Genomic DNA, 20,605 nt, shown 5'->3' with positions numbered 1-20,605 from the left:
GCTACAAAATATGAAGCGACTAGCAGCGGACTCAAGCAGCCAGTTTGGCTTTCACTTGTTCCACGATGCCAGCAAAAGCAGCCATGTCATGGATAGCGATATCGGACAAAACCTTACGGTCGATCTCAATGTTCGCTTTCTTCAGACCATTGGCAAACTGGCTGTATGTCAGACCGCATTGACGGGCTGCCGCGTTGATACGGGCAATCCACAACTGACGGAACACACGTTTCTTGGTACGGCGGTCACGGTAGGCATATTGCCCAGCCTTCATTACCGCTTCTTTGGCGATACGGAAGACATTACCGCGGCGACCGCGGAAACCCTTAGCAAGGGCCAGAACTTTTTTATGGCGGGCGCGAGCCGTTACACCACGTTTGACGCGAGGCATGTGATTACTCCTTGTTCGTCGTTAATTAAATACCACGACCGGGGAGCATCTGCGCCATGTGACCCATATTGGTCTCATGAACAGCAGTTGAACCGCGCAAGTGGCGTTTATTTTTAGTGGTCTTCTTGGTCAAGATATGACGTTTGAAGGCTTGACCGCGTTTTACGGTACCACCTGGACGAACGCGGAAGCGTTTCTTCGCCGCGCTTTTGGTCTTCATTTTGGGCATATTCATGCTCCTTTTCAATTGTGCTCGTGAGGCGTCTAGGAAACTACTCCCAGCCTTGTTGGCCCCGAGCCACTTGTGTGGCGCCTTGCAGCTGACCACATATGCGACAACCTGTTTAGGTTGTCGCTGGCAAATCAGCCCTTACACTGACTCGCCGATCTTACCAGTGACCAAACTGGCAAAAAACTAAATGCTTGCTTCGACAGGCGCTTTGGCGGCACCGGGCTTCTTGCGACCCGGCGCAATCATCATCACCATTTGACGGCCTTCAAGCTTGGGGAATTGCTCAACAATGATCAAATCAGCGAGCTCTTCCCTCATGCGCTGAAGCAACGCCAACCCAATCTCTTGGTGGGTAATCTCACGTCCACGGAAACGCAGCGTGATTTTGCACTTATCGCCATCTTCCAAAAATCGCTTGATATTACGAACTTTGATGTTGTAGTCGCCGTCATCAGTACCGGGGCGGAACTTAATCTCCTTCACCTCGATTACCTTTTGCTTGGACTTAGCATCAGCAGCTTTTTTCTGCTCTTGGTATTTGAACTTTCCGTAGTCCATCAAACGACACACAGGAGGTATCGCAGTGGCGGCAATCTCGACCAAGTCAACATCAAGCTCTCCCGCCATGCGAAGAGCCTCCATCAGACTCACAACACCCAATGGCTCGTTTTCAGGTCCGGTTAACCGGACTTCTGGCGCCATAATTTCTCTGTTGAGACGGTGTTTACGTTCTTCGCGCTGACGGCGGTCACGAAATTCAGTAGCGATGGCTCAATCCTTCACAAAATCATCTACAAAATGTAGTAATTACCCGTCGGTACGTTCGCTCTCAACAAGGGACTTGCTTGCAATGTCACTGTGAACCATTGCAGAGAATGCTTCCAGTGTCATAACGCCGAGGTCTTTACCGCCTCGGGCTCGAACTGCGACGGAACCTGCTCCAGCCTCTTTGTCGCCGATAACCAGCAAATACGGAAGCTTTTGCATCGAATGCTCGCGTATTTTATATGTTATTTTCTCATTGCGCAGGTCTAAATTGACTCTAAGCCCTTGATTTCGCAGCGTTTTCGCGACGTTTTCGCAGTATTCAGCTTGTGCGTCGGTGATATTGAGCACAGCCAGTTGCACTGGAGCCAACCATGTAGGCAGCGCGCCAGCACTCTCTTCAATCAAGATACCAATAAAACGTTCCAAACTTCCGACGATGGCGCGGTGCAACATGATGGGCCGGTGACGGGAACCATCCTCACCCACAAATTCAGCATCCAGACGTTCGGGCAGGTTTGGGTCGACTTGGATCGTGCCGCATTGCCAAGGGCGGCCCAGGGCATCTTTGAGCGTGTATTCAATTTTGGGGCCGTAGAACGCACCCTCACCCGGCAGGTACTCAAAATCGCATCCTGAAGCACGCAGGCCCTCAGCAAGCGCATTTTCTGCGCGGTCCCAGCTTTCTTCTGTGCCAATGCGCTTCTCGGGGCGTGTTGAGAGCTTGTAGATGATGTTGGTAAAGCCAAAGTCCTTGTAGACCTTTTGCAGCAAGGTCGTGAAGGCCACCACCTCCGACTGGATCTGGTCTTCGGTACAAAAGATGTGGCCGTCGTCCTGCGTGAAGGCGCGCACACGCATGATGCCGTGTAGGCCGCCGGAAGGCTCATTGCGGTGGCAGGCGCCGAATTCTCCGAAACGTAATGGCAAGTCGCGGTAGCTCTTGATACCGTGCTTGTAGATCAGGATGTGCCCCGGGCAGTTCATCGGCTTGAGCGCGTAGTCGCGCTTTTCCGACTCCGTGATGAACATGTTTTCGCGGTACTTGTCCCAGTGACCTGTCTTCTCCCACAGGCTCTTATCAATGATCTGGGGACCTTTGACTTCCTGATAGCCGTTGTCTTGGTAGACCTTGCGCATGTACTGCTCAACACCCTGCCATAGGGTCCAGCCCTTGGGGTGCCAGAACACGGTCCCCGGCGAGTGCTCGTCGATATGGAACAGATCCAACTCGCGCCCCAGCTTGCGATGGTCACGTTTTTCTGCCTCTTCCAGCATTGTCAAATGCTGCTGCAATTCGTCTTTGGTGGCCCATGCCGTGCCATAAACACGTTGCAGCATTTCATTTTTGTGGTCGCCGCGCCAATAGGCGCCTGCTACCTTCATGAGCTTGAAGTGCTTAAGTTTGCCCGTGCTCGGTACGTGCGGGCCGCGGCACAGATCTTCAAATTTACCCTCGCGGTAAAGCGAAACCTCTTGGTCCGCCGGAATGCTCTCGATGATTTCCGCTTTGTAGTGCTCGCCTAGGACTTTAAAGTAGGCAACTGCCTCATCACGAGGCAGAACGCGCCTGACCACCGGCTCATCCAAAGAAGCCAGTGCCACCATCTTTTTCTCGATTGCAGCCAGGTCTTCCGGCGTGAACGGGCGCTTGTACGAAAAGTCGTAAAAGAAACCATGCTCGATCACGGGTCCGATAGTCACCTGCGCCTCGGGGAATAGCTCTTTTACCGCGTAAGCCAACAAATGCGCTGTGGAGTGACGAATGACTTCCAGGCCGTCCGCATCTTTCCCAGTAATGATGGACAAGGCGCTATCGGCATCGATCAGGTAACTGGTATCCACCACCGTGCCGTTTACTTTGCCTGCCAATGCGGCTTTTGCAAGACCGGAACCAATGGATGCTGCCACTTCGGCTACGGTAACTGGGCCTGGGTATTCGCGTTGAGAACCATCCGGAAGCGTAATTTGGACCATGATGAAGATGAGTTGGGAGTGAATTCAAACAAAAAAAGCGCGGAAGGTTCCGCGCTTTACTATGATTTTTGTAGCTGCCTGCGCTTATGGCGCGCGGACTACGGCCATTAATGCTTATCTGGGCGCTGATGTAGTTCGCGGTGTCATAACCAAAATGCCTTTCTCGCTCTTGTTTCGCTACGGCTTATCCAATTTTAACCACACTCCCACGCACAAATACTTAGAGCCGGCATACCCTGGGGCATACCGGCTCTATAGCAGCCAATTAGCTACTAATGCGAGATGCTTAGTGGAACTGTTCTTCTTCGGTAGAACCCGTCAGTGCGGTCACACTGGACTTACCACCTTGAATCACCGTCGTCACTTCGTCAAAGTATCCTGTCCCAACTTCTTGCTGGTGCGAAACGAAGGTGTAGCCACGGTCACGTGCCGCGAATTCGGGCTCTTGCACTTTTTCCACATAGGCTGACATACCGCGTTCGACGTAGTCTTGCGCCAAGTCGAACATGTTGTACCACATGGAGTGAATACCAGCCAAGGTAATGAACTGGTACTTGTAGCCCATGGCGCCCAACTCGCGTTGGAACTTAGCGATGGTGGCGTCGTCCAAGTTTTTCTTCCAGTTGAACGAAGGTGAGCAGTTGTATGCCAGCATCTTGCCGGGGTGCTTTGCGTGCACCGCATCGGCAAATTTCTTAGCAAACTCGAGATCTGGCGTACCGGTTTCGCACCACACCAAGTCAGCGTATTCGGCGTAAGCGATAGCGCGGGAGATCGCTTGGTCAATACCCTTCTTGGTTTTGTAGAATCCTTCTGCAGTGCGCTCACCGGTCAAGAAGGGTTTGTCGTTTTCGTCATAGTCGCTGGTCAACAAGTCAGCCGCTTCGGCATCAGTACGTGCAATCACCAAAGTAGGCACGCCACAGACATCAGCAGCCATACGTGCGGCGATCAGCTTTTGGCAGGCTTCAGCAGTAGGCACCAGCACTTTTCCACCCATGTGTCCGCATTTTTTGACGGAAGCCAATTGGTCTTCCCAGTGCACGCCAGCAGCACCAGCCTTGATCATGGCCTTCATCAATTCAAACGCGTTCAGTACGCCACCAAAACCAGCTTCAGCATCTGCAACGATAGGTGCGAAGTTATCGATGTAGCCCTTGTCACCTGCGTCAATGCCCTTGGAATGCTGAATTTCGTCGGCACGGCGGAAGGTGTTGTTGATGCGCTCAACGACGGTTGGCACGGAGTCCACTGGGTACAGAGACTGATCTGGGTACATGGACGCGTAGGAATTGTTGTCCGCAGCCACTTGCCAACCCGATAGGTAAATGGCTTTCACGCCTGCCTTCACTTGCTGCATAGCTTGCCCACCGGTCAGCGCGCCCAAGCAGTTAACGTAGGGCTGGGTGTTCACCAAGTTCCAGAGCTTTTCCGCACCGCGTCGTGCCAAGGTGTGCTCGATAGGGAATGAGCCGCGCAAACGGACGACGTCGGCTGCGCTGTAGCCGCGCTTGATGCCCTTCCAACGTGGGTTAGTGGCCCAATCGTGTTCAAGGGCTGCGATTTGCTGTTCACGGGTAGATGTCGTCATAGAAGCACTCCAAGGTTGATGAATCGAAACGGGAGGTGACTTTGTGTCGCCTTGCGGGTTGATTGTAGTCTTATATAAGACATCTTTTCAATCTTATGTCTTATATAAGACATAAATTTTCTCATTTAAAGACAACAACTTAGACACAGGGTTCCACTATTCGAAAAGTTAGCATGACACTGTGAAAAGCGTATGGCATTGACTATTCGATGGTGTTTCGCATTATGGGATTCGTATACAAGCAGCAAAATACGCGCACCAAGCTCGGTACAGGCGTGGTGCGCGTGACCAAAAAGGAAATGCTAAGCCTTAGTACTGGCTTGCATATTGCGCCAACTCCCATGGGCTGATGTGTTGGGCATAGCTGTCCCACTCAGCACGCTTTAACTGTAAGAACTGATCACAGAAAGCCTCACCTAGCTGCTCTCGCAGCCACACGTCCTTAGCCAATGCCTGCAAGGCCACAAATAAATCGCGAGGCAACTGCTCGGGCATGGGCAACCCTTGCGCCAGACGCTCGTACAGATCTTCATCACATGGCGCAGGTACAGGCATGTTGCTCTCAATACCGTGCAACCCAGCGACCAACGCGCCAGCAATCGCTACGTACACATTGCAAGAAGGATCAGGCAATCGCCACTCCAAACGCCCCGCCACTGTGCGCACCACACAGGTACGGTTATTGTCCCCATAAGCTTTCCACACGGGCGACCACGTTGTGCCTGACGCACTGGCACTGGACGCTAAGCGCTTGTAACTGTTCACGGTAGGCGCTGACAAGGCACTTAATGCATCTGCGTGGTGAAGGAGTCCAGCGGCAAAACGGTGCCCAGTGTCGCTCAATCCTAGCGAATCGTTCTCATCGGCAAACACAGGCCTACCGTCTGCATCCGTAATGCTCAAGTGAAAATGCAAACCACTGCCCGGGGCATTGGCAAAAGGCTTGGCCATCGCGCTAAACACAGCGCCATGCTTTTGGGCAATGGCATGCGCTGTCATTTTGAACAACATGTACCGGTCAGCAGCTGCCAGCGCGTCATCAAACTTATAGTTGATTTCGTACTGGCCACATGCGTCTTCATGGTCGATCTGCTGCAGCTCGAAGCCGAGCGAGGTTAACGCCGCACGCATGTCCTCTAAGAACCCAAGGTTGCGATGAATGGACTTAAAGTCGTACGAGGGTTTAGACAAAGCATCTTCAGCATCCGCCGCTTGCCATTGGCCTTTGGCGTCTTTGTTCAGCAAGAAGAACTCCGGCTCTATACCAACCCACAGGGTCCAACCTTTGGCTTTCAAACGCTCCACGTGCTTGCGGAGCAATTGGCGCGAACAGGTGTTGAGGGACTCACCTCCTGCATAACCATCACACACCGCATGCGCTATACCCGGCATGAAGGGTAAAGGCCGTAGGGTCTCTGGTTGTACACGCCCGTAGTACTCGCTGCGGCTCCCGTAGCGTGGCAAGCCCGTGCCCCAAATACTCGGCCCCGCAAAGCCAGCGCCAACATGGACCCATTCGTCTAAGTTTTGCAGCGGCACCAACTTGCCTTTGGCGACACCATGCATATCGGTGAATTGGGTAAACACAGAGTGGATACCTTGGGTTTGTAGTGTTTCAATCCAGCTTTGGGTGGTTTTCATGGTTAAAAGTTCTGCTAGCGCCTATGGATAAAGCGCGACCAGCTATATAAAGTGAAGCAAAAGAAAAGGCGGTACCGCAACGCAATACCGCCTTGGCCAAAACGAAAAATGCAGAGTTAAGCCAGCACGGTATCCAAAATAGCCATGGCTTCTTCGAACACTTCGTCCTCAATGGTCAATGGGAAGAGGAAGCGAATGACATTGCCGTACACGCCACAAGTCAGCAGCAGCAGCCCACGTTGCAGAGCGGCTTGTTGCACCTTCTTCGTGAGATCAGCATCTGGCGCACCGGTGGCAGGGTTCACCATCTCGCAGGCCACCATGGCACCAAGCGCGCGGATGTCGCCGATACAGGTGTTCTTGGCCTTGGCAGCTTCCAGCTTGACCTTCAAGCGGGCACCCAGCACATTGGCCCGGGCGCACAAGCCCTCTTCTTCAATCACATCCAACACGGCATGTGATGCGGCAATCGCCAAGGGGTTGCCTGCGTAAGTACCACCTAAGCCGCCAGGGTTGGGGGCATCCATGATCTCGGTGCGCCCCACTACGGCTGACAGCGTGGTACCACCGGCCAAGCTCTTGGCCATGGTCATGATGTCGGGAGACACCCCATAGTGCTCCATGGCGAACATCTTTCCGGTGCGGGCGAAGCCTGTTTGCACTTCATCCGCAATCAACAAAATGCCGTGCGTGTCGCACAACTCGCGCAACCACTTCACCGCTGCGGCCTGGATAGGATTAAAGCCACCCTCCCCTTGTACCGGTTCAAAAATAATGGCGGCTACGCGGCTTGGCTCGATGTCGCACTTGAAAATTTGTTCGATGGCGTGCTTTACTTCGTCTAAATCAGCACAGTGGCATGGGAAAGGTGCGTGGTAGATCTCTGGCGCAAACGGGCCAAAGCCCGCTTTGTAAGGTTGCACCTTGCCAGTGAGTGCCACAGCAAACAAGCTGCGACCATGGAACGCGCCGCCAAAAGCAATGACACCGCTGCGCTTGGTGTAAGAGCGCGCGATCTTGATGGCGTTTTCAACCGCTTCTGCACCGGTAGAGAAGAACGCAGTTTTCTTTGCGCCGGAAATAGGCGCTATGGTATTGATGCGTTCAGCCAGAGAGACGTACTCGGCGTACGGAACCACTTGGTAGCAACTGTGCGTAAAGCGTTGCAGTTGTGCCGCGATGGCGGCTTGCACCTTGGGGTGTACATGGCCCGTGTTGAGAACTGCGATACCACCTGCGAAGTCAATAAAGCGGCGACCCTCAATGTCCCACAACTCGGAGTTTTTTGCGTGGTCGATAAAGAAATCACCCATCACGGCAACACCACGCGGAGTGGCGGCCAAGCGGCGGGCATGCCATTGGGCATTGGTATTTTCGGCGACGCTTAGGCTCGCAGGTTTTGTATTTGCATTCATGGTTGGAGTCCTCTTAAGTGGTGGTGTGTTGATATCTGGAGTGCGCAGTGCTGCCATCTAAACGGGCGAGTCAATCCGTATCCAAGTCGTCTTAATCTCAGAGTACTTGTCAAAAGCGTGTAGCGATTTGTCGCGCCCTACCCCGCTTTGCTTAAAGCCGCCGAAGGGCACCGTAATGTCGTCTTCGTCATACTGATTGACATGCACAGTACCTGCTTTCAGCGCTCTGGCAATTCCGTGCGCCCTATTGATGTCGCGAGTCCACAAGCCCGCTTGCAGACCATAAACACTGTCATTGGCTTGCTTGACGACATCAGCAGCATCGGTGAACGAAAGTACCGATAGCACGGGCCCAAAAATCTCCTCCCGTGCGATCGTCATGCCTGCGGTGACGCCATCAAAAATAGTTGGCGCAACATAGCAGCCACCAGACTCGGCCATCACTTGCTCTCCCCCAGCAATCAGCGCGGCACCCTGTGACTTGCCACTCTCGATATAGCGCAATACGGTTTCCATTTGCACTTTGTCTACCAGTGCGCCCATAACCGTATCTTTATGCAATGGATTTGCGGGCTTGTATTGCGGAACAAGCTTCAGCGCTTTTTCTAAAAATTGGTCCTTGATACTCGCTTCAACATACAAACGCGAGGGCGCATTGCAGCTTTGGCCTTGGTTGAAAAAGATACTGCCCACGGCTGCCTCGACGGCTTTGTCCAAATTCGGACAATCCGCGAAAACGATATTCGGCGACTTACCGCCAAGCTCCGTCCACGCGCGCTTGAGGTTGCTTTGGCCCGCCATCACATGAATCTGTTTGCCTACTCGGGTTGAACCAGTGAAGGCAATGCAGTCCACATCCATATGCAAGGCCAAGGGCGACCCAGCCTCTGGTCCGAAACCGGGCACCACATTGAAAACCCCCGCAGGGATGCCAGCCTCCAGTGCTAAATCTGCTAATTTCAAAGCGGTCAGCGGTGACTTTTCACTTGGCTTGAGCACCACTGAGTTGCCTGCCGCCAATGCAGGCGCAATCTTCCATGCAGCCATGATCATCGGGTAGTTCCAAGGAACGATGACACCAACAACCCCGACCGGCTCGCGGGTAATAAGTGCAAGAGCTTGTTTGCCCGTTGGTGCGATCTCGTCGTAAACCTTGTCCACGGCTTCGCCATACCAACGCAGGCAGTTGGCTGCACTATTGACATCGACGGCTCGCGCATATTTGACAGGTTTGCCCATGTCTAGCGTCTCTGTCAATGCAAGTGCATCCGCATTTTCCAGAAGCAGATCGGCAAAGCGGATCATGACGCGCTTACGCTGCGCCGGAGCCAACCCACACCAACGCTGGTCCTCAAAAGCGGCACGAGCGGCACGTACTGCACGGTCTATGTCGGCGGAGCCGCAACGGGCAATCGTAGCGATGGTTTTTCCATCGACTGGAGAGATGCAGTCAAATGATTGCCCATCTTGCGCAGCTACGCGCTCTCCGTTGATCAATGCGCGGCCATCAAAACTCATGTCATTCATAGCATCCTTCCGAATCGTTTTCCGTTGTGTCCCATCCAAAAGCCCAATACGCTCAAAGGCGCTTTCAGGTCTGCACCAGCGCTGCGGTTTCAGCCCGCATTGCCGCTGCTATCTCTCGTTCCCGCCTACGTGTTTGGCGGGCAATCCACAGGCTGTAGCTCACAATGACCACGGTCACGGTGACGATTAACAGTGTGGCAGCTGCATAAATAGTGGGGTTGATACCCCGGCGTGCATATCCAAAGATCACTTGTGGGAGCGTGTTAACACCTGGGCCCGACAAGAACTCTGAGATCACGACATCATCAAACGAGAGGGTAAATGTCAACAAGTAGGCTGCCAATATGGAAGGAGCGATACAGGGTAAGGTGATCAAGAAAAACACTTGATGCGGCCGAGCGCCCAAGTCCATGGCTGCCTCTTCAATAGACCTATCCATTTCCATGAGGCGGGATTGCACCACCACCATGGCATAGGCCATGCCAAGGAGGCTATGGCCAAAAATGATCGTTAACATGCCCCGCTGGGGCCAGCCAAACACGTTTTGTGCGCCCACCATGAGTAGCAATAATGAAAGGCCAATCACCACCTCAGGCATAACCAAGGGTGCATTAACCATGCCCGAAAACACGGTCCGCCCAAAAAAGCGTCGATAACGCACCAGAACGAATGCGGCAAACGTTCCCAGAACCGCCGAAAAAAGCCCGGCTGTTGCGGCCACTTTCAATGACAACCAAAACCCTTCCACAATTTTGGTGTCATTCATTAAGGCTTCGTACCAGCGCAGCGAAAACCCTGTGAAGTTTGCGTCTTGTCGTGTGCTGTTGAATGAAAACACGATCATGAACGCCAACGGCACATACAAGAAAACAAACACGGCAGCCATCCACAGCGTGCTGAAGTGTTTCTCCAAAAAACGTTTCATAGTGCGTTCCTTAGTTCTGACGTTCAGCGGCGTTACCGGCGCTGTTGTAGTAGATGGCCAATGGCACAACGATCAAGGCAATCATCACCACGGCTAAAGCACTAGCGCGTGGCCAGTTATTGCTGGTGAACATTTCATCCCACACGACACGCCCAATCATGACGTTCTCTGGGCCACCTAGCAGGGAAGGAATCACAAACTCACCCACCGACGGGATGAAAACCAACATAAATCCGGCCACAATACCGGCCTTGGAAAGTGGCACCGTGACCAGCCAAAATGCTTTGAAGGGTGATGCACCTAGGTCATACGCGGCCTCCAGCAAGCGGAAGTCCATCTTGACCAAGTTGGCATACAGCGGAAGTACCATAAACGGTAAGTACACGTAGGTCATGCCAACCAACATCGACACATCGGTGTACAACATTTGGATGGGCTCTTCAATCACGTGCAGCGCCAAAAGCAGCTTGTTAATGACACCTTGATCGGCAAGTATTCCCTTCCACGCATAGACACGTAGCAAGAAAGAAGTCCAAAAAGGCAACATCACCATCATCAAGAGCGCTGGACGCACAGTCGGCTTAGACCTAGCGATGAAATAGGCAAACGGATAGCCAATAGCTAGGCACAGAATGGCCGTACACAGTGCATACCAAATAGAGCGCACGTAGGCTTCGATGTACAGCGTCTTAAACAAGGCGCCACCTTCCGCCGTGCGAAAAATAGACCAGTAGTTCTCATACTTCAGGCTTAGCAAACCGGTTTCTGAGTCCCAAATGGGCTTGAACGGATTGATGTCATTGCCCATGTCTACAAAACTGATGTAGAGCAATATCAAAAACGGTAAGAAAAAGAAAACGATCAGCCAGGTGTATGGCACACCGATCACAAATCGTTTTCCAGGAATGGAGAGGTTGATGGTTGACATACTATTGCCTCTATCGGTCAGTCGCGCAGCACGATGCCTGCGTCTTCTCCCCACCAGAAGAACACATTGTCGTCCCACGTAATAGCACTTAGCTCGTGACGCGAGATGTTCGACTCTGTGATCTTCACCCGTGTCCCATCGGTCGCAATCACGATGTACATGCTGAAGGAGCCAAAGTACGCAATCTCTTTGACTTTGCCGGTGAACACATTGGGACACCCCTCTGGCCGGGTTTTACCGATCTCAATCTTCTCGGGACGTACCGCTATCGCCATTGGCATATTCAAAGTGCCGCTTACACCGTGGCCCACTTGAATTTCACCGATACCTGTCGTCACCGCACAATGGCCTGGCTCGTCTTTGGTTAAACGGCCTTCAAAGAGAGTGACGTTTCCAATAAAGTCGGCGATGAAGCGGTTTGCCGGGTGTTCATACACTTCCTCTGGCGATCCGACCTGTTGTACTCGCCCTTTGCTCATGACGGCAATGCGACTGGCCATGGTCATGGCCTCTTCTTGGTCATGGGTCACCATGACACAGGTCACTCCCACTTTTTCAATAATGTTCACTAACTCAAACTGCGTTTGCTCGCGCAGTTTCTTATCGAGTGCTCCCAAGGGCTCGTCCAGCAACAAAAGCTGGGGTTTTTTGGCCAAACTGCGGGCTAGAGCGACCCGTTGTTGCTGGCCACCAGACAGTTGGTGGGGTTTGCGTTTTGCGTAGGGCATGAGCTGAACCAAGTCCAGCATTTCACCCACACGCTGCTTGATTTCTGCCTTGGGCAAACCTTCGCGCTTCAAACCGAAAGCAATGTTTTCTGCGATGTCTAGGTGCGGAAACAACGCATAAGACTGAAACATCATGTTGATCGGGCGCTCATATGGAGGCAACTTAGCCACGTCTTCACCCCCCAGCAAAATACGCCCAGATGTGGGCTTCTCAAACCCTGCCAGCATGCGAAGCAGCGTTGATTTACCACAGCCAGAACTGCCCAGCAGTGCGAATATTTCGCCTTGCTTGATCGACAGGGACACATCATCCACGGCTAGCGCTTCGTCAAAACGCTTCACCACCTTCTCTGTAACCAGGTAACCCTCGCCAGAATTTTGCATTTTCAAGTCTCGATGTCAGTTTTTTAGAAACAAAAAGGGCTGCTCATACAACGGGTACGAACAGCCCTGTACTTGCCAAAAGGCTAAGGCTTACTTGCCTTTTTTGAATGCGTTATAGGCGTTGGCCATGGCTTCGCGAGCTTCGTTGCTAAAGCCATTGGGTGGAACCATTTTTGCAAAATACGCGGTATCCAAGAAGATGGTCTTGTTGCCAGAGATCTCGGGCTTAATCTTGTCGATAGCTGCCTTGTTTGCTGTGGGGTAGTTCATGTTGTTAGTCATGAGCGCAGCATTCTCGGCACGCAAATAAAAGTCGATGAACGCATGGGCGTTATTGGGATGCTTTGCGTCCTTGGTCAAGGCCATGGTGTCAAAGAAGATCAGGGCACCAGTACTTGGCAACAAGGCCTCAATCACGTCTTTGGATCCGTTTTCTTTCGCACGACCGGCTGCGATGTTGATGTCACCGGACCAGCCTACTGCCACGCAAGCTTTACCACCAGCGATGTCATCGATCATGGTCGAGCTAAACAAACGCACGTCTTTACGCACTTTGGCAAGCATGGCCGCTGCAAGTTTGTAATCTGCAGGGTCATTGGAATACGCATCCTTACCGATGTAATGCAAAGCCACAGGCACGATTTCAGTTGGGGAGTCCAAGTACGCGATACCACAAGACTTCAGCTTTGCTGAGTACTTGGGGTCAAACACCAAATCCCAAGTGTTCTCGGGGAAGGGCATGCCGGCCAAGGCCTTTTCCACCTTGGTGCGGTTGATCCCCACTGTGGTGAATCCCCAAGCCCAAGGCACCAAATGCTTGTTCTCTGGGTCGGCCTTGGTCAGTGTGGCCATGATGGCGGGCTCAAGATTGGCCAAGTTAGGAATCTTGGACTTATCCAGAGCTTGGAGCAAGCCGCCTTCAATCTGGGGTTTTGCAAATACGCTACCGGGCACCACAATGTCATAGCCAGTATTGCCAGCGACCAGCTTGGCGTGCAAGGCCTCATTTGTCTCAAAAGTGTCGTAGTTGACTTTGATGCCAGTTTCTTTTTCGAAGGCAGGGATCAATCCCTCAGGAAGATAGTCAGGCCAGTTGTAAATATTGAGTACTTTTTCCTCGCTATTGACAGCTACAGCGGCCGGTGCAGAAGCCGCAGGTGCGGGTGCGGCTAAAGGTTCTTCCTTCTTGCCGCAACCGGCCAAGAACAGCGCAGTTAGCGCAGCTATCCAAAGGTAATTCTTCATCGACTAAATCTCCTAATCCGAGGGGTTGAGCTAAGGGTCATCCGTAAGTCTAAAGCAAATATAGGGCCAACTTACCAGAGGGATCAGAGGTCAAACCCTGCCCATTTGCTTCAAATCACGCAACGTAAAGTCCAAAGCCTGTCGAATCAAACGCATCAACTCGTCGATGTCGCTAAGTGTCATGGTCAGAGGCGGGGCAATGATCATCCGATCACCTACAGCGCGCATGATCAAACCATTGTTAAAGCAGTGGGCTCTGCACAGCATGCCAACAGCGTCTTCACTGCTGAAACGTTCTTTGGTGGCCTTGTTCTTGACCAACACCATGCCTGCCACCAAACCACTGGTTTCAGCTAGACCCACTAGAGGGTGCTCATTGAGCTCCGCATATCGCTTGGCAAAGTAGGCTCCCACCTCGCCTCGAACCTTATCGAGCAAAAGCTCTTGCTCCATGATGTCAATATTTGCCAAGGCAACTGCACAAGCCACAGGGTGCCCACTGTAGGTGTAGCCGTGATTGAACTCGCCACCTTTGTCTATCAATACTTGGGCAACCCGGTTCCCCACCATGACCCCGCCCAGTGGGATATAGCCGCTCGTAACGGCCTTGGCAAAAGTCACTAAATCAGGTTTGTAACCAAACTTCTCATAGGCAAACCAATGGCCTAGCCTGCCAAACGCACAAATGACCTCATCACTGATCAGCAAAATGCCGTACTTGTCGACTATTCGCTGAATTTCGGGCCAGTACGTGGCGGGCGGAATGATGACCCCGCCTGCACCTTGAATGGGCTCTGCAATAAATGCCGCCACTTTGTCCGGCCCAACAGCGAGTATTTTTTCCTCTAACCAACGCGCTGCGCGGATTCCAAACTCATCCGAGGTCTCGCCTGGTAAACCGTTCTCAAAGAAATACGGTTGCTCTATGTGGGTAATGTTGGGTATTGGCAGGTCACCTTGTGCGTGCATGCCACTCATTCCCCCCAGCGAAGCACCAGCCATTGTGCTTCCGTGATACGCATTTTGTCGGCTGATGATTACTTTACGTTGGGGTTGCCCAAGTAGATCCCAATACCTGCGCACCATGCGAACGTTCGAGTCATTGCTTTCGCTACCACTGGACGAGTAAAACACATGGTCGAAGCTTCTGTCGCCCACTTTTGGTGCAAGGGCCGACAACCGCGCAGCCAGTTTGACCGCAGGAACATTGGTGGTTTGAAAGAAGCTGTTGTAGAACGGGAGCGTCATCATTTGCTGGTAAGCGGCATCCGCCAGCTCTTTGCGACCGTACCCTACGTTAACGCACCACAAGCCACTCATCGCATCCAACATTTTGGAGCCCTCAGAGTCCCAAACGTAAATGCCGTCAGCCTTGGTAATGACTCGGGCACCACGGGTAGCCAAGTCTTTGTAGTCGGTGAATGGGTGGAGGAAATGTGCACTGTCCAAGTCTTGGATCTCACGCGTGCTCAAATTTTCGGGTTTGGTCAAAGCATTCATACAACGGATTCCGTGTTTAGGTCTAATTCAAATTGGCCCACTATCAAACGTGCAACAAAAGATGTTCGCGTTCCCATGGAGAGATCACTTTCATGAACTCATCAAACTCAAGCTCCTTGATCTCGGAGTAGACCGTGATGAACTCTTTCCCCAAGACTTCGTGCAGATCGGATTCCCGTCGCAACCAGTCCAAAGCCTCACCCAAGCTACGCGGCAAGGCATACGGAGAGAGGTAGGCATCGCCCTTCATTTCAGGCTTGGGTTTGATCTTGTTCTTAATGCCCAGATAACCGCAAGCCAAGGTCATCGCCATGGCCACATACGGGTTGGCGTCTGCGCCGATCACGCGGTTTTCGACGCGGCGCGCCGCTGGTGTGGATATGGGAGACCGGATACCTACCGTGCGGTTGTCGTAGCCCCATTCAATATTGATGGGCGCTGCCGTGTTGCGCGAGAGGCGCCGGTAACTGTTCACATAGGGAGCCACCAAAACCATGGCCGCTGGAATGTAGCGCTGCAAACCGCCGATATAGTGCAAGAAGGTGTCTGACGGGGTACCGTCCTCATTACTGAATACGTTTTTCCCTGTCGCCATGTCCAGCAGGCTTTGGTGCACATGCATTGCGCTACCGGGCTCACCGGCAATGGGCTTGGCCATGAAGGTCGCGTACATCTCATGCCGCAAAGCAGCCTCACGCACAGTACGCTTGAAGAAAAACACCTCGTCAGCCAAGCCAAGTGGTTCGTTATGGAAGAAGTTAATCTCCATTTGCCCGGCACCCACTTCATGGATCAGCGTATCGACGTTGAGCTCCATCTTGTCGCTGAAGTCATAAATTTCTTCAAATAAAGGATCGAACTCGTTCACAGCATCAATGCTGTAGGCCTGACGCGAGGTCTCTGCCCGACCACTTCGCCCAATGGGCGGACGCAGCAATGTGTTGGGATCAGTATTACGCGCGGTAAGGTAAAACTCTAGCTCAGGAGCCACAATCGGCTGGAGGCCTTCTGACTTAAACAAATCACACACCTTGCGCAAGACGGTGCGTGGTGCAAAAGGAACCAACTTGCCCTCATGGTCAAAACAGTCATGAATCACTTGCGCAGTGGGGTCAACCGCCCAAGGGACAATGCGCACCGATGAGGGATCTGGGCGCAATTGCATGTCTTTGTCGGTAGGATCAATGACATCGTAGTAAGGCCCACTTTCGGGAAACTCACCGGTCACGCCCATCGCCACAATGGCTTGAGGCAAACGCATGCCGCGGTCTTCAGTAAATTTGCCACGCGGTAGAATTTTTCCGCGCGCCACCCCAGTCAAATCGGGTACCAAACATTCCACTTCAGTCACACGACGTTCATTGAGCCATTGCTCCAAGTCGTTGAAGTTCATCGATTTTTTTTCAATCATGGTTGCTCCTTGCTGTGATTGCACAGCGTACTTTCATTTGTGTTGTGTAGACCATTGTGGGGCACAATTGGATTGATGTGGGGGCCATTTGCGGCAAGGGCATGGTGCCACTTTGCTTTTTGCGTGAAACGCCTCATTTGTCTAGTGATACCCGAAAAGAAGATTGTTCTATGTTGTCTGAGCTTTTGTTGACCGAGATGGCTGCACTTAGCCAGTCAGACGCAATGCCATTGCACCGTCAGTTGTACGAGGCCCTACGACGTGCGATTTTGGATGGAAAATTGCTGGCAGGAGACCGTTTACCGTCCAGCCGCGAGCTCACGGCAGACTTAGGACTATCCCGCAATACGGTGGTAGCCGCCCTCAACCAGTTGGGCGTGGAGGGCTACCTGGTGAGTCGGGTGGGTAGTGGCACTTATGTCAACGACAAGATTCCCAAGCCAGCGTTCAAACTACACCCCTCTCACTTGGCGGCTTCTCACAAACTATTGTCGAAGCGGGGTGAGACACTGTCCACGACATTTTGTGCAAATCAACTCGAAGTTCAACCGTTTACACCAGGGATTGCTGACTTTAGTGCGTTCCCCGTCGCGCTCTGGCAGCGACTGCAAAACAAGCATTGGCGAACCACTTATCCAGAGATGCTGGATTACAGCTACAGCGGGGGGCACGCGCCGCTGAGGCGTGCGGTAGCCAACTACCTCAAAGTGTTCCGAAGCGTACCGTTGGACGTAGATCAAGTGATCATTACCAGTGGAACCCAGCAATCATTGGAGTTGTGCGCCCAATTGTTAGCCGACCATGGAGATACCGTATGGTTGGAAGACCCTGCTTACTGGGGGGCAGTAAAGGCATTTACTGCGACAGGCTTATCCCTGCACCCTATCTCCGTTGATCAACATGGCATGGCGCCTCACGCAAGGGACGAAAAGCGAGAACCCCGCTTGATTTACACCACTCCTTCGCACCAATACCCTACGGGTGCTGTCATGTCACTCGCTCGCCGCCAGCAGCTATTGGGGCTTGCAGACGCACATGATGCGTGGGTTCTTGAAGACGACTACGACAGTGAATTTCGCTTTAGTGGGCCGCCTTTGTCGTCCTTAGCAGGTTTGGACAAGCACGCTCGGGTGTTGTACTTAGGGTCCTTCTCAAAGGTGCTCTACCCAGGACTCAAGCTAGGTTACTTGGTGGTCCCGAAACGCCTCGTGGCAGCCTTTAAGCAGGCCCACTACGATCTCAATCGTCCTGGGCAAATGCCACTGCAAGCTGCGCTGGCAGAATTCATTGAACTCGGCCATTTCGCCAGTTCACTACGCAGAGCAAGGCAAAGCTATGCCCAACGGCGGCAGTGCTTGCTTCAAGCTTTGCAACCCTGCCTAGGCAACCAGGCTCAGATTACAGGGGCTGAACAAGGATTGCATTTGTGCATGCGACTGCCCAGCAATTTGGATGACAAAGCTTTAGCCCACCAAGTGGCATCGCTCGGCCTTACCGTGCGTGCGCTGTCGGCGTATTGCCTTGAGCGCACGGATGTAAAGGGCTTGGTCATTGGCTATGGCTACGCTCCTTTGGCTGAAATACAGCAGCATGGCCCAAGCTTGGCCAAAGCAATTGCCCATGCACTGGCACGCCTTGCGCGGTAAGGCGCTTAGAGCTTATCCATCAATCGGTGATACAGCATGCCAATCACCAAGCTGGGCGTTCTGAGCAAGCGACCACCCGGGAAGGTACGGTGCTGCAAGTCAGCAAAGACGTCGAACCGTTCTGACTGCCCGGCAATGGTTTGGGCGAGCACTTGGCCCGCTAACCCTGTCAGCGCAACCCCATGCCCACTAAAGCCTTGTAGGTAGTAGAGGTTGCTGTCCAGCCGACCGAAATCTGGTGCACGGTTCATGCTGATGTCTACAAAACCACCCCAAACAAAGTCAACGCGTGTCTGCTTCAGTGCCGGAAACACCGCGGCCAATCGCCTTGCCATCAACGCTTTCAAGTCAGCAGGGGTGCGCGTCGAATAGCTCACGCGCCCGCCAAAAAGCATGCGGTGGTCCGCACTGAAACGGAAGTAATCCAAAATGAAGTTGTTGTCACAAACGGCCGCATTGCTCGGAATGAGTTGTTCGCAAAGGGACGGTGAGATCGGTTCAGTGCCGATGATGTAGGTGCCAACTGGCATGATGCGGGTCGAAATTTCAGGCGAAACCTTGGGGCCATATTCGCTAAGCATGCAATTGCCCGCTAGCACCCCCATAGCCGCCCTCACCCGCCCTTTAGCTGTATGCGCGCAAAGCGTCGCGCCTCGATCAAGTCGAGTCACGGGGGAGTGTTCGTAGATCTTGACGCCCAGGTCCAGCGCCGCGCGCGCCAGTCCCAATCCGTACTTAAGTGGATGCAAGTGCCCTGACTTGCGCTCATATGCTGCTGCTTGGTACAGCGGGCTGTCAATCAGCTTGCGTACATCAGCGCCTACAGACAGATCACAGCTAAACCCAAGCTGGGTCTGCATGTTTTCAACTTCTTCTTGCAATGCTTTGGCTTTGCGCGCCGAGTCGGCAACATATAAATACCCCTGCACTCTGTCGCAGTCGATCCCAAACTGCGCAATACGTTGGTCCACCAAGTCAATGGCATCTAAAGACATATCCCATGCCAAGCGTGCCCGGTCTCGGCCCAGTTGAGCTTCAAATGGTCCCTGCCCACTGGCGTAACCGACAATAGTTTGCCCCCCGTTGCGACCCGAGGCACCACTACAAATGCGATCCGCCTCTAACACCACCACGCGGTAACCGCGCTGTGCCAGCTCAATCGCACTCGATAGCCCGGCAAATCCAGCGCCAATCACGACGACATCGGCCTGGATGTCCTCTTGTAAGGAAGGCGTGGCAGCTGGGCGAACCACTGAGAACTCGTAGTAGCTCTTTTGGTTGAGTTGGGTATCGGATTGAAGCAACATGGAAACAGTATTTGAAGTTAAGGATGGGACTTGGCGACTTGACCACAGAGGTAGGTCCAAACAAATGACGCTGCGGCATTGCTAGTTAACTCCCCGTGGTCATAGGCAGGAGCCACCTCTACACAGTCCATCGCCACCATGTTCAAGGTCGCCAACTCTTCTAGGAAAGTCATCACTTGCGAACTCGTCATGCCGGCAGGCTCTGGTGTACCGGTGCCCGGTGCAAATGCGGGATCTAGGCAGTCAATATCCAAAGTCAAATAGCAGGGCCGGTCTCCGATTCGCGCTTTGATGGCGTCAATGATGGAGCAAAGGCCTGTGCCATCTTTGCCTCGCAGTGCGTGTGCCGTGTAGATCAATCCTCCTTGGTTCTGCACATACTCTCGGGCGGCTTTGTCTCCACCAGAGCGCAATCCAATTTGTACAGTGTGCGGGGCGCTGACCAAGCCCTCTTGTATTGCCTCATAGGTCCACGTGCCGTGGCCAGAGGGTTCTCCGAAATGGTCAACCCAGGTGTCGCAGTGCGCGTCAAAGTGAATCAAGGCCAACTCGCCGAAACGTGCCTTCGCCGCTCTTAGAAGCGGAAGTGTGATGGAGTGGTCGCCACCAATGAATACGCAGTGATGATTCGCGATCAATGCAGTGGCTTGAGCCTCTATGGCAGCGCGCACTTGCTCCAAGCCAGACGCATTAGGCAAACGCATGTCATAGCCATCGCCCAACACTTCCAACGGGGATACATCAAAGTACGGATGCAGGCCATCGCATAGCATTAAGGAAGCGCGTCGCACCTCTTGCGGTCCAAAACGCGCGCCTGGGCGGTTTGTTACTGCGCCATCAAACGGCACACCAATCACTGCATAGGGTTGCGTCTGCAGCTCGCGGGTCGCCAAAAAACGGTTGCTATTGTTTGCGTAAGCAAATTCCCCGATAGACATCGGTGCGCCTTTCAATTCGATTGTGTTGGCACATAGGTTAGCGTATAGCGGGGT

17 protein-coding genes are annotated in these 20,605 nt (G+C 53.0%); 1 reads left to right on the top strand and 16 read right to left on the bottom strand.

All coding sequences use genetic code 11. From position 1 onward, the window contains the following. Positions 1 to 31 precede the first annotated feature (31 nt). From rplT to EXZ61_RS10770, 14 genes are all read right to left on the bottom strand, one after another. Positions 32 to 391 (bottom strand): 50S ribosomal protein L20, encoded by a 360-nt coding sequence (gene rplT / locus EXZ61_RS10835; protein WP_087494119.1) that lies wholly within the window; start codon positions 389 to 391, stop codon positions 32 to 34. Positions 392 to 416: 25 nt separating this feature from the next. Further along, positions 417 to 620 (bottom strand): 50S ribosomal protein L35, encoded by a 204-nt coding sequence (gene rpmI / locus EXZ61_RS10830; protein WP_142814204.1) that lies wholly within the window; start codon positions 618 to 620, stop codon positions 417 to 419. Positions 621 to 806: 186 nt separating this feature from the next. Beyond that, positions 807 to 1,391 carry a translation initiation factor IF-3 gene (gene infC, locus EXZ61_RS10825; RefSeq protein WP_142811708.1) on the bottom strand — a complete coding sequence of 195 codons (585 nt, stop codon included), beginning with the start codon at positions 1,389 to 1,391 and terminating at the stop codon, positions 807 to 809. Between the two features lie 39 nt (positions 1,392 to 1,430). Beyond that, on the bottom strand, positions 1,431 to 3,365 hold the full coding sequence (gene thrS / locus EXZ61_RS10820; RefSeq protein ID WP_142811706.1) for a threonine--tRNA ligase: 1,935 nt from the start codon (positions 3,363 to 3,365) through the stop codon (positions 1,431 to 1,433). Between the two features lie 286 nt (positions 3,366 to 3,651). Beyond that, the gene (gene aceA, locus EXZ61_RS10815) at positions 3,652 to 4,956 is read right to left on the bottom strand and encodes an isocitrate lyase (protein ID WP_142811704.1); all 1,305 of its coding nucleotides are present in this window, start codon (positions 4,954 to 4,956) and stop codon (positions 3,652 to 3,654) included. 309 nt (positions 4,957 to 5,265) lie between these two features. Continuing rightward, the gene (locus EXZ61_RS10810; protein WP_142811702.1) at positions 5,266 to 6,597 is read right to left on the bottom strand and encodes a type III glutamate--ammonia ligase; all 1,332 of its coding nucleotides are present in this window, start codon (positions 6,595 to 6,597) and stop codon (positions 5,266 to 5,268) included. 116 nt (positions 6,598 to 6,713) lie between these two features. Beyond that, a complete protein-coding gene (gabT, locus tag EXZ61_RS10805) occupies positions 6,714 to 8,012 on the bottom strand; it encodes a 4-aminobutyrate--2-oxoglutarate transaminase (protein ID WP_142811700.1) in 1,299 nt (432 codons plus the stop codon). A 57-nt stretch (positions 8,013 to 8,069) separates the two neighbouring features. Next, a complete protein-coding gene (locus tag EXZ61_RS10800) occupies positions 8,070 to 9,539 on the bottom strand; it encodes an aldehyde dehydrogenase (RefSeq protein ID WP_142811698.1) in 1,470 nt (489 codons plus the stop codon). Positions 9,540 to 9,603: 64 nt separating this feature from the next. After that, positions 9,604 to 10,464 (bottom strand): ABC transporter permease, encoded by an 861-nt coding sequence (locus EXZ61_RS10795; protein WP_142811695.1) that lies wholly within the window; start codon positions 10,462 to 10,464, stop codon positions 9,604 to 9,606. 10 nt (positions 10,465 to 10,474) lie between these two features. Continuing rightward, the gene (locus EXZ61_RS10790; protein WP_142811693.1) at positions 10,475 to 11,392 is read right to left on the bottom strand and encodes an ABC transporter permease; all 918 of its coding nucleotides are present in this window, start codon (positions 11,390 to 11,392) and stop codon (positions 10,475 to 10,477) included. Positions 11,393 to 11,409: 17 nt separating this feature from the next. Next, positions 11,410 to 12,504, bottom strand: a complete 1,095-nt coding sequence (locus EXZ61_RS10785) for an ABC transporter ATP-binding protein (protein ID WP_142811691.1) — start codon at positions 12,502 to 12,504, stop codon at positions 11,410 to 11,412. Between the two features lie 90 nt (positions 12,505 to 12,594). Then, the gene (locus EXZ61_RS10780; protein ID WP_142811689.1) at positions 12,595 to 13,749 is read right to left on the bottom strand and encodes an extracellular solute-binding protein; all 1,155 of its coding nucleotides are present in this window, start codon (positions 13,747 to 13,749) and stop codon (positions 12,595 to 12,597) included. 90 nt (positions 13,750 to 13,839) lie between these two features. Further along, positions 13,840 to 15,249 carry an aspartate aminotransferase family protein gene (locus EXZ61_RS10775; RefSeq protein ID WP_142811686.1) on the bottom strand — a complete coding sequence of 470 codons (1,410 nt, stop codon included), beginning with the start codon at positions 15,247 to 15,249 and terminating at the stop codon, positions 13,840 to 13,842. A 43-nt stretch (positions 15,250 to 15,292) separates the two neighbouring features. Next, positions 15,293 to 16,660: a glutamine synthetase family protein gene (locus EXZ61_RS10770; RefSeq protein ID WP_142811684.1), complete on the bottom strand. Its 1,368-nt coding sequence runs from the start codon at positions 16,658 to 16,660 to the stop codon at positions 15,293 to 15,295. A 170-nt stretch (positions 16,661 to 16,830) separates the two neighbouring features. On the opposite strand from EXZ61_RS10770, the gene pdxR reads away from it, so the two are divergent. After that, positions 16,831 to 18,306 carry a MocR-like pyridoxine biosynthesis transcription factor PdxR gene (pdxR, locus tag EXZ61_RS10765; RefSeq protein ID WP_142811681.1) on the top strand — a complete coding sequence of 492 codons (1,476 nt, stop codon included), beginning with the start codon at positions 16,831 to 16,833 and terminating at the stop codon, positions 18,304 to 18,306. A 5-nt stretch (positions 18,307 to 18,311) separates the two neighbouring features. On the opposite strand, the gene EXZ61_RS10760 is transcribed toward pdxR, so the two are convergent. Both EXZ61_RS10760 and speB read right to left on the bottom strand, forming a co-directional pair. After that, positions 18,312 to 19,613, bottom strand: a complete 1,302-nt coding sequence (locus EXZ61_RS10760; RefSeq protein ID WP_142811679.1) for an NAD(P)/FAD-dependent oxidoreductase — start codon at positions 19,611 to 19,613, stop codon at positions 18,312 to 18,314. Positions 19,614 to 19,630: 17 nt separating this feature from the next. Beyond that, the gene (gene speB, locus EXZ61_RS10755) at positions 19,631 to 20,551 is read right to left on the bottom strand and encodes an agmatinase (protein ID WP_142811677.1); all 921 of its coding nucleotides are present in this window, start codon (positions 20,549 to 20,551) and stop codon (positions 19,631 to 19,633) included. Positions 20,552 to 20,605: the final 54 nt, after the last annotated feature.

The sequence above is a fragment of the Rhodoferax aquaticus genome, from assembly GCF_006974105.1.
Classification (GTDB): domain Bacteria; phylum Pseudomonadota; class Gammaproteobacteria; order Burkholderiales; family Burkholderiaceae_C; genus Allorhodoferax; species Allorhodoferax aquaticus_A.
The sequence above is the reverse complement of the archived record's forward strand: the minus strand, read 5'-3'. Positions and strand labels throughout refer to the sequence as shown.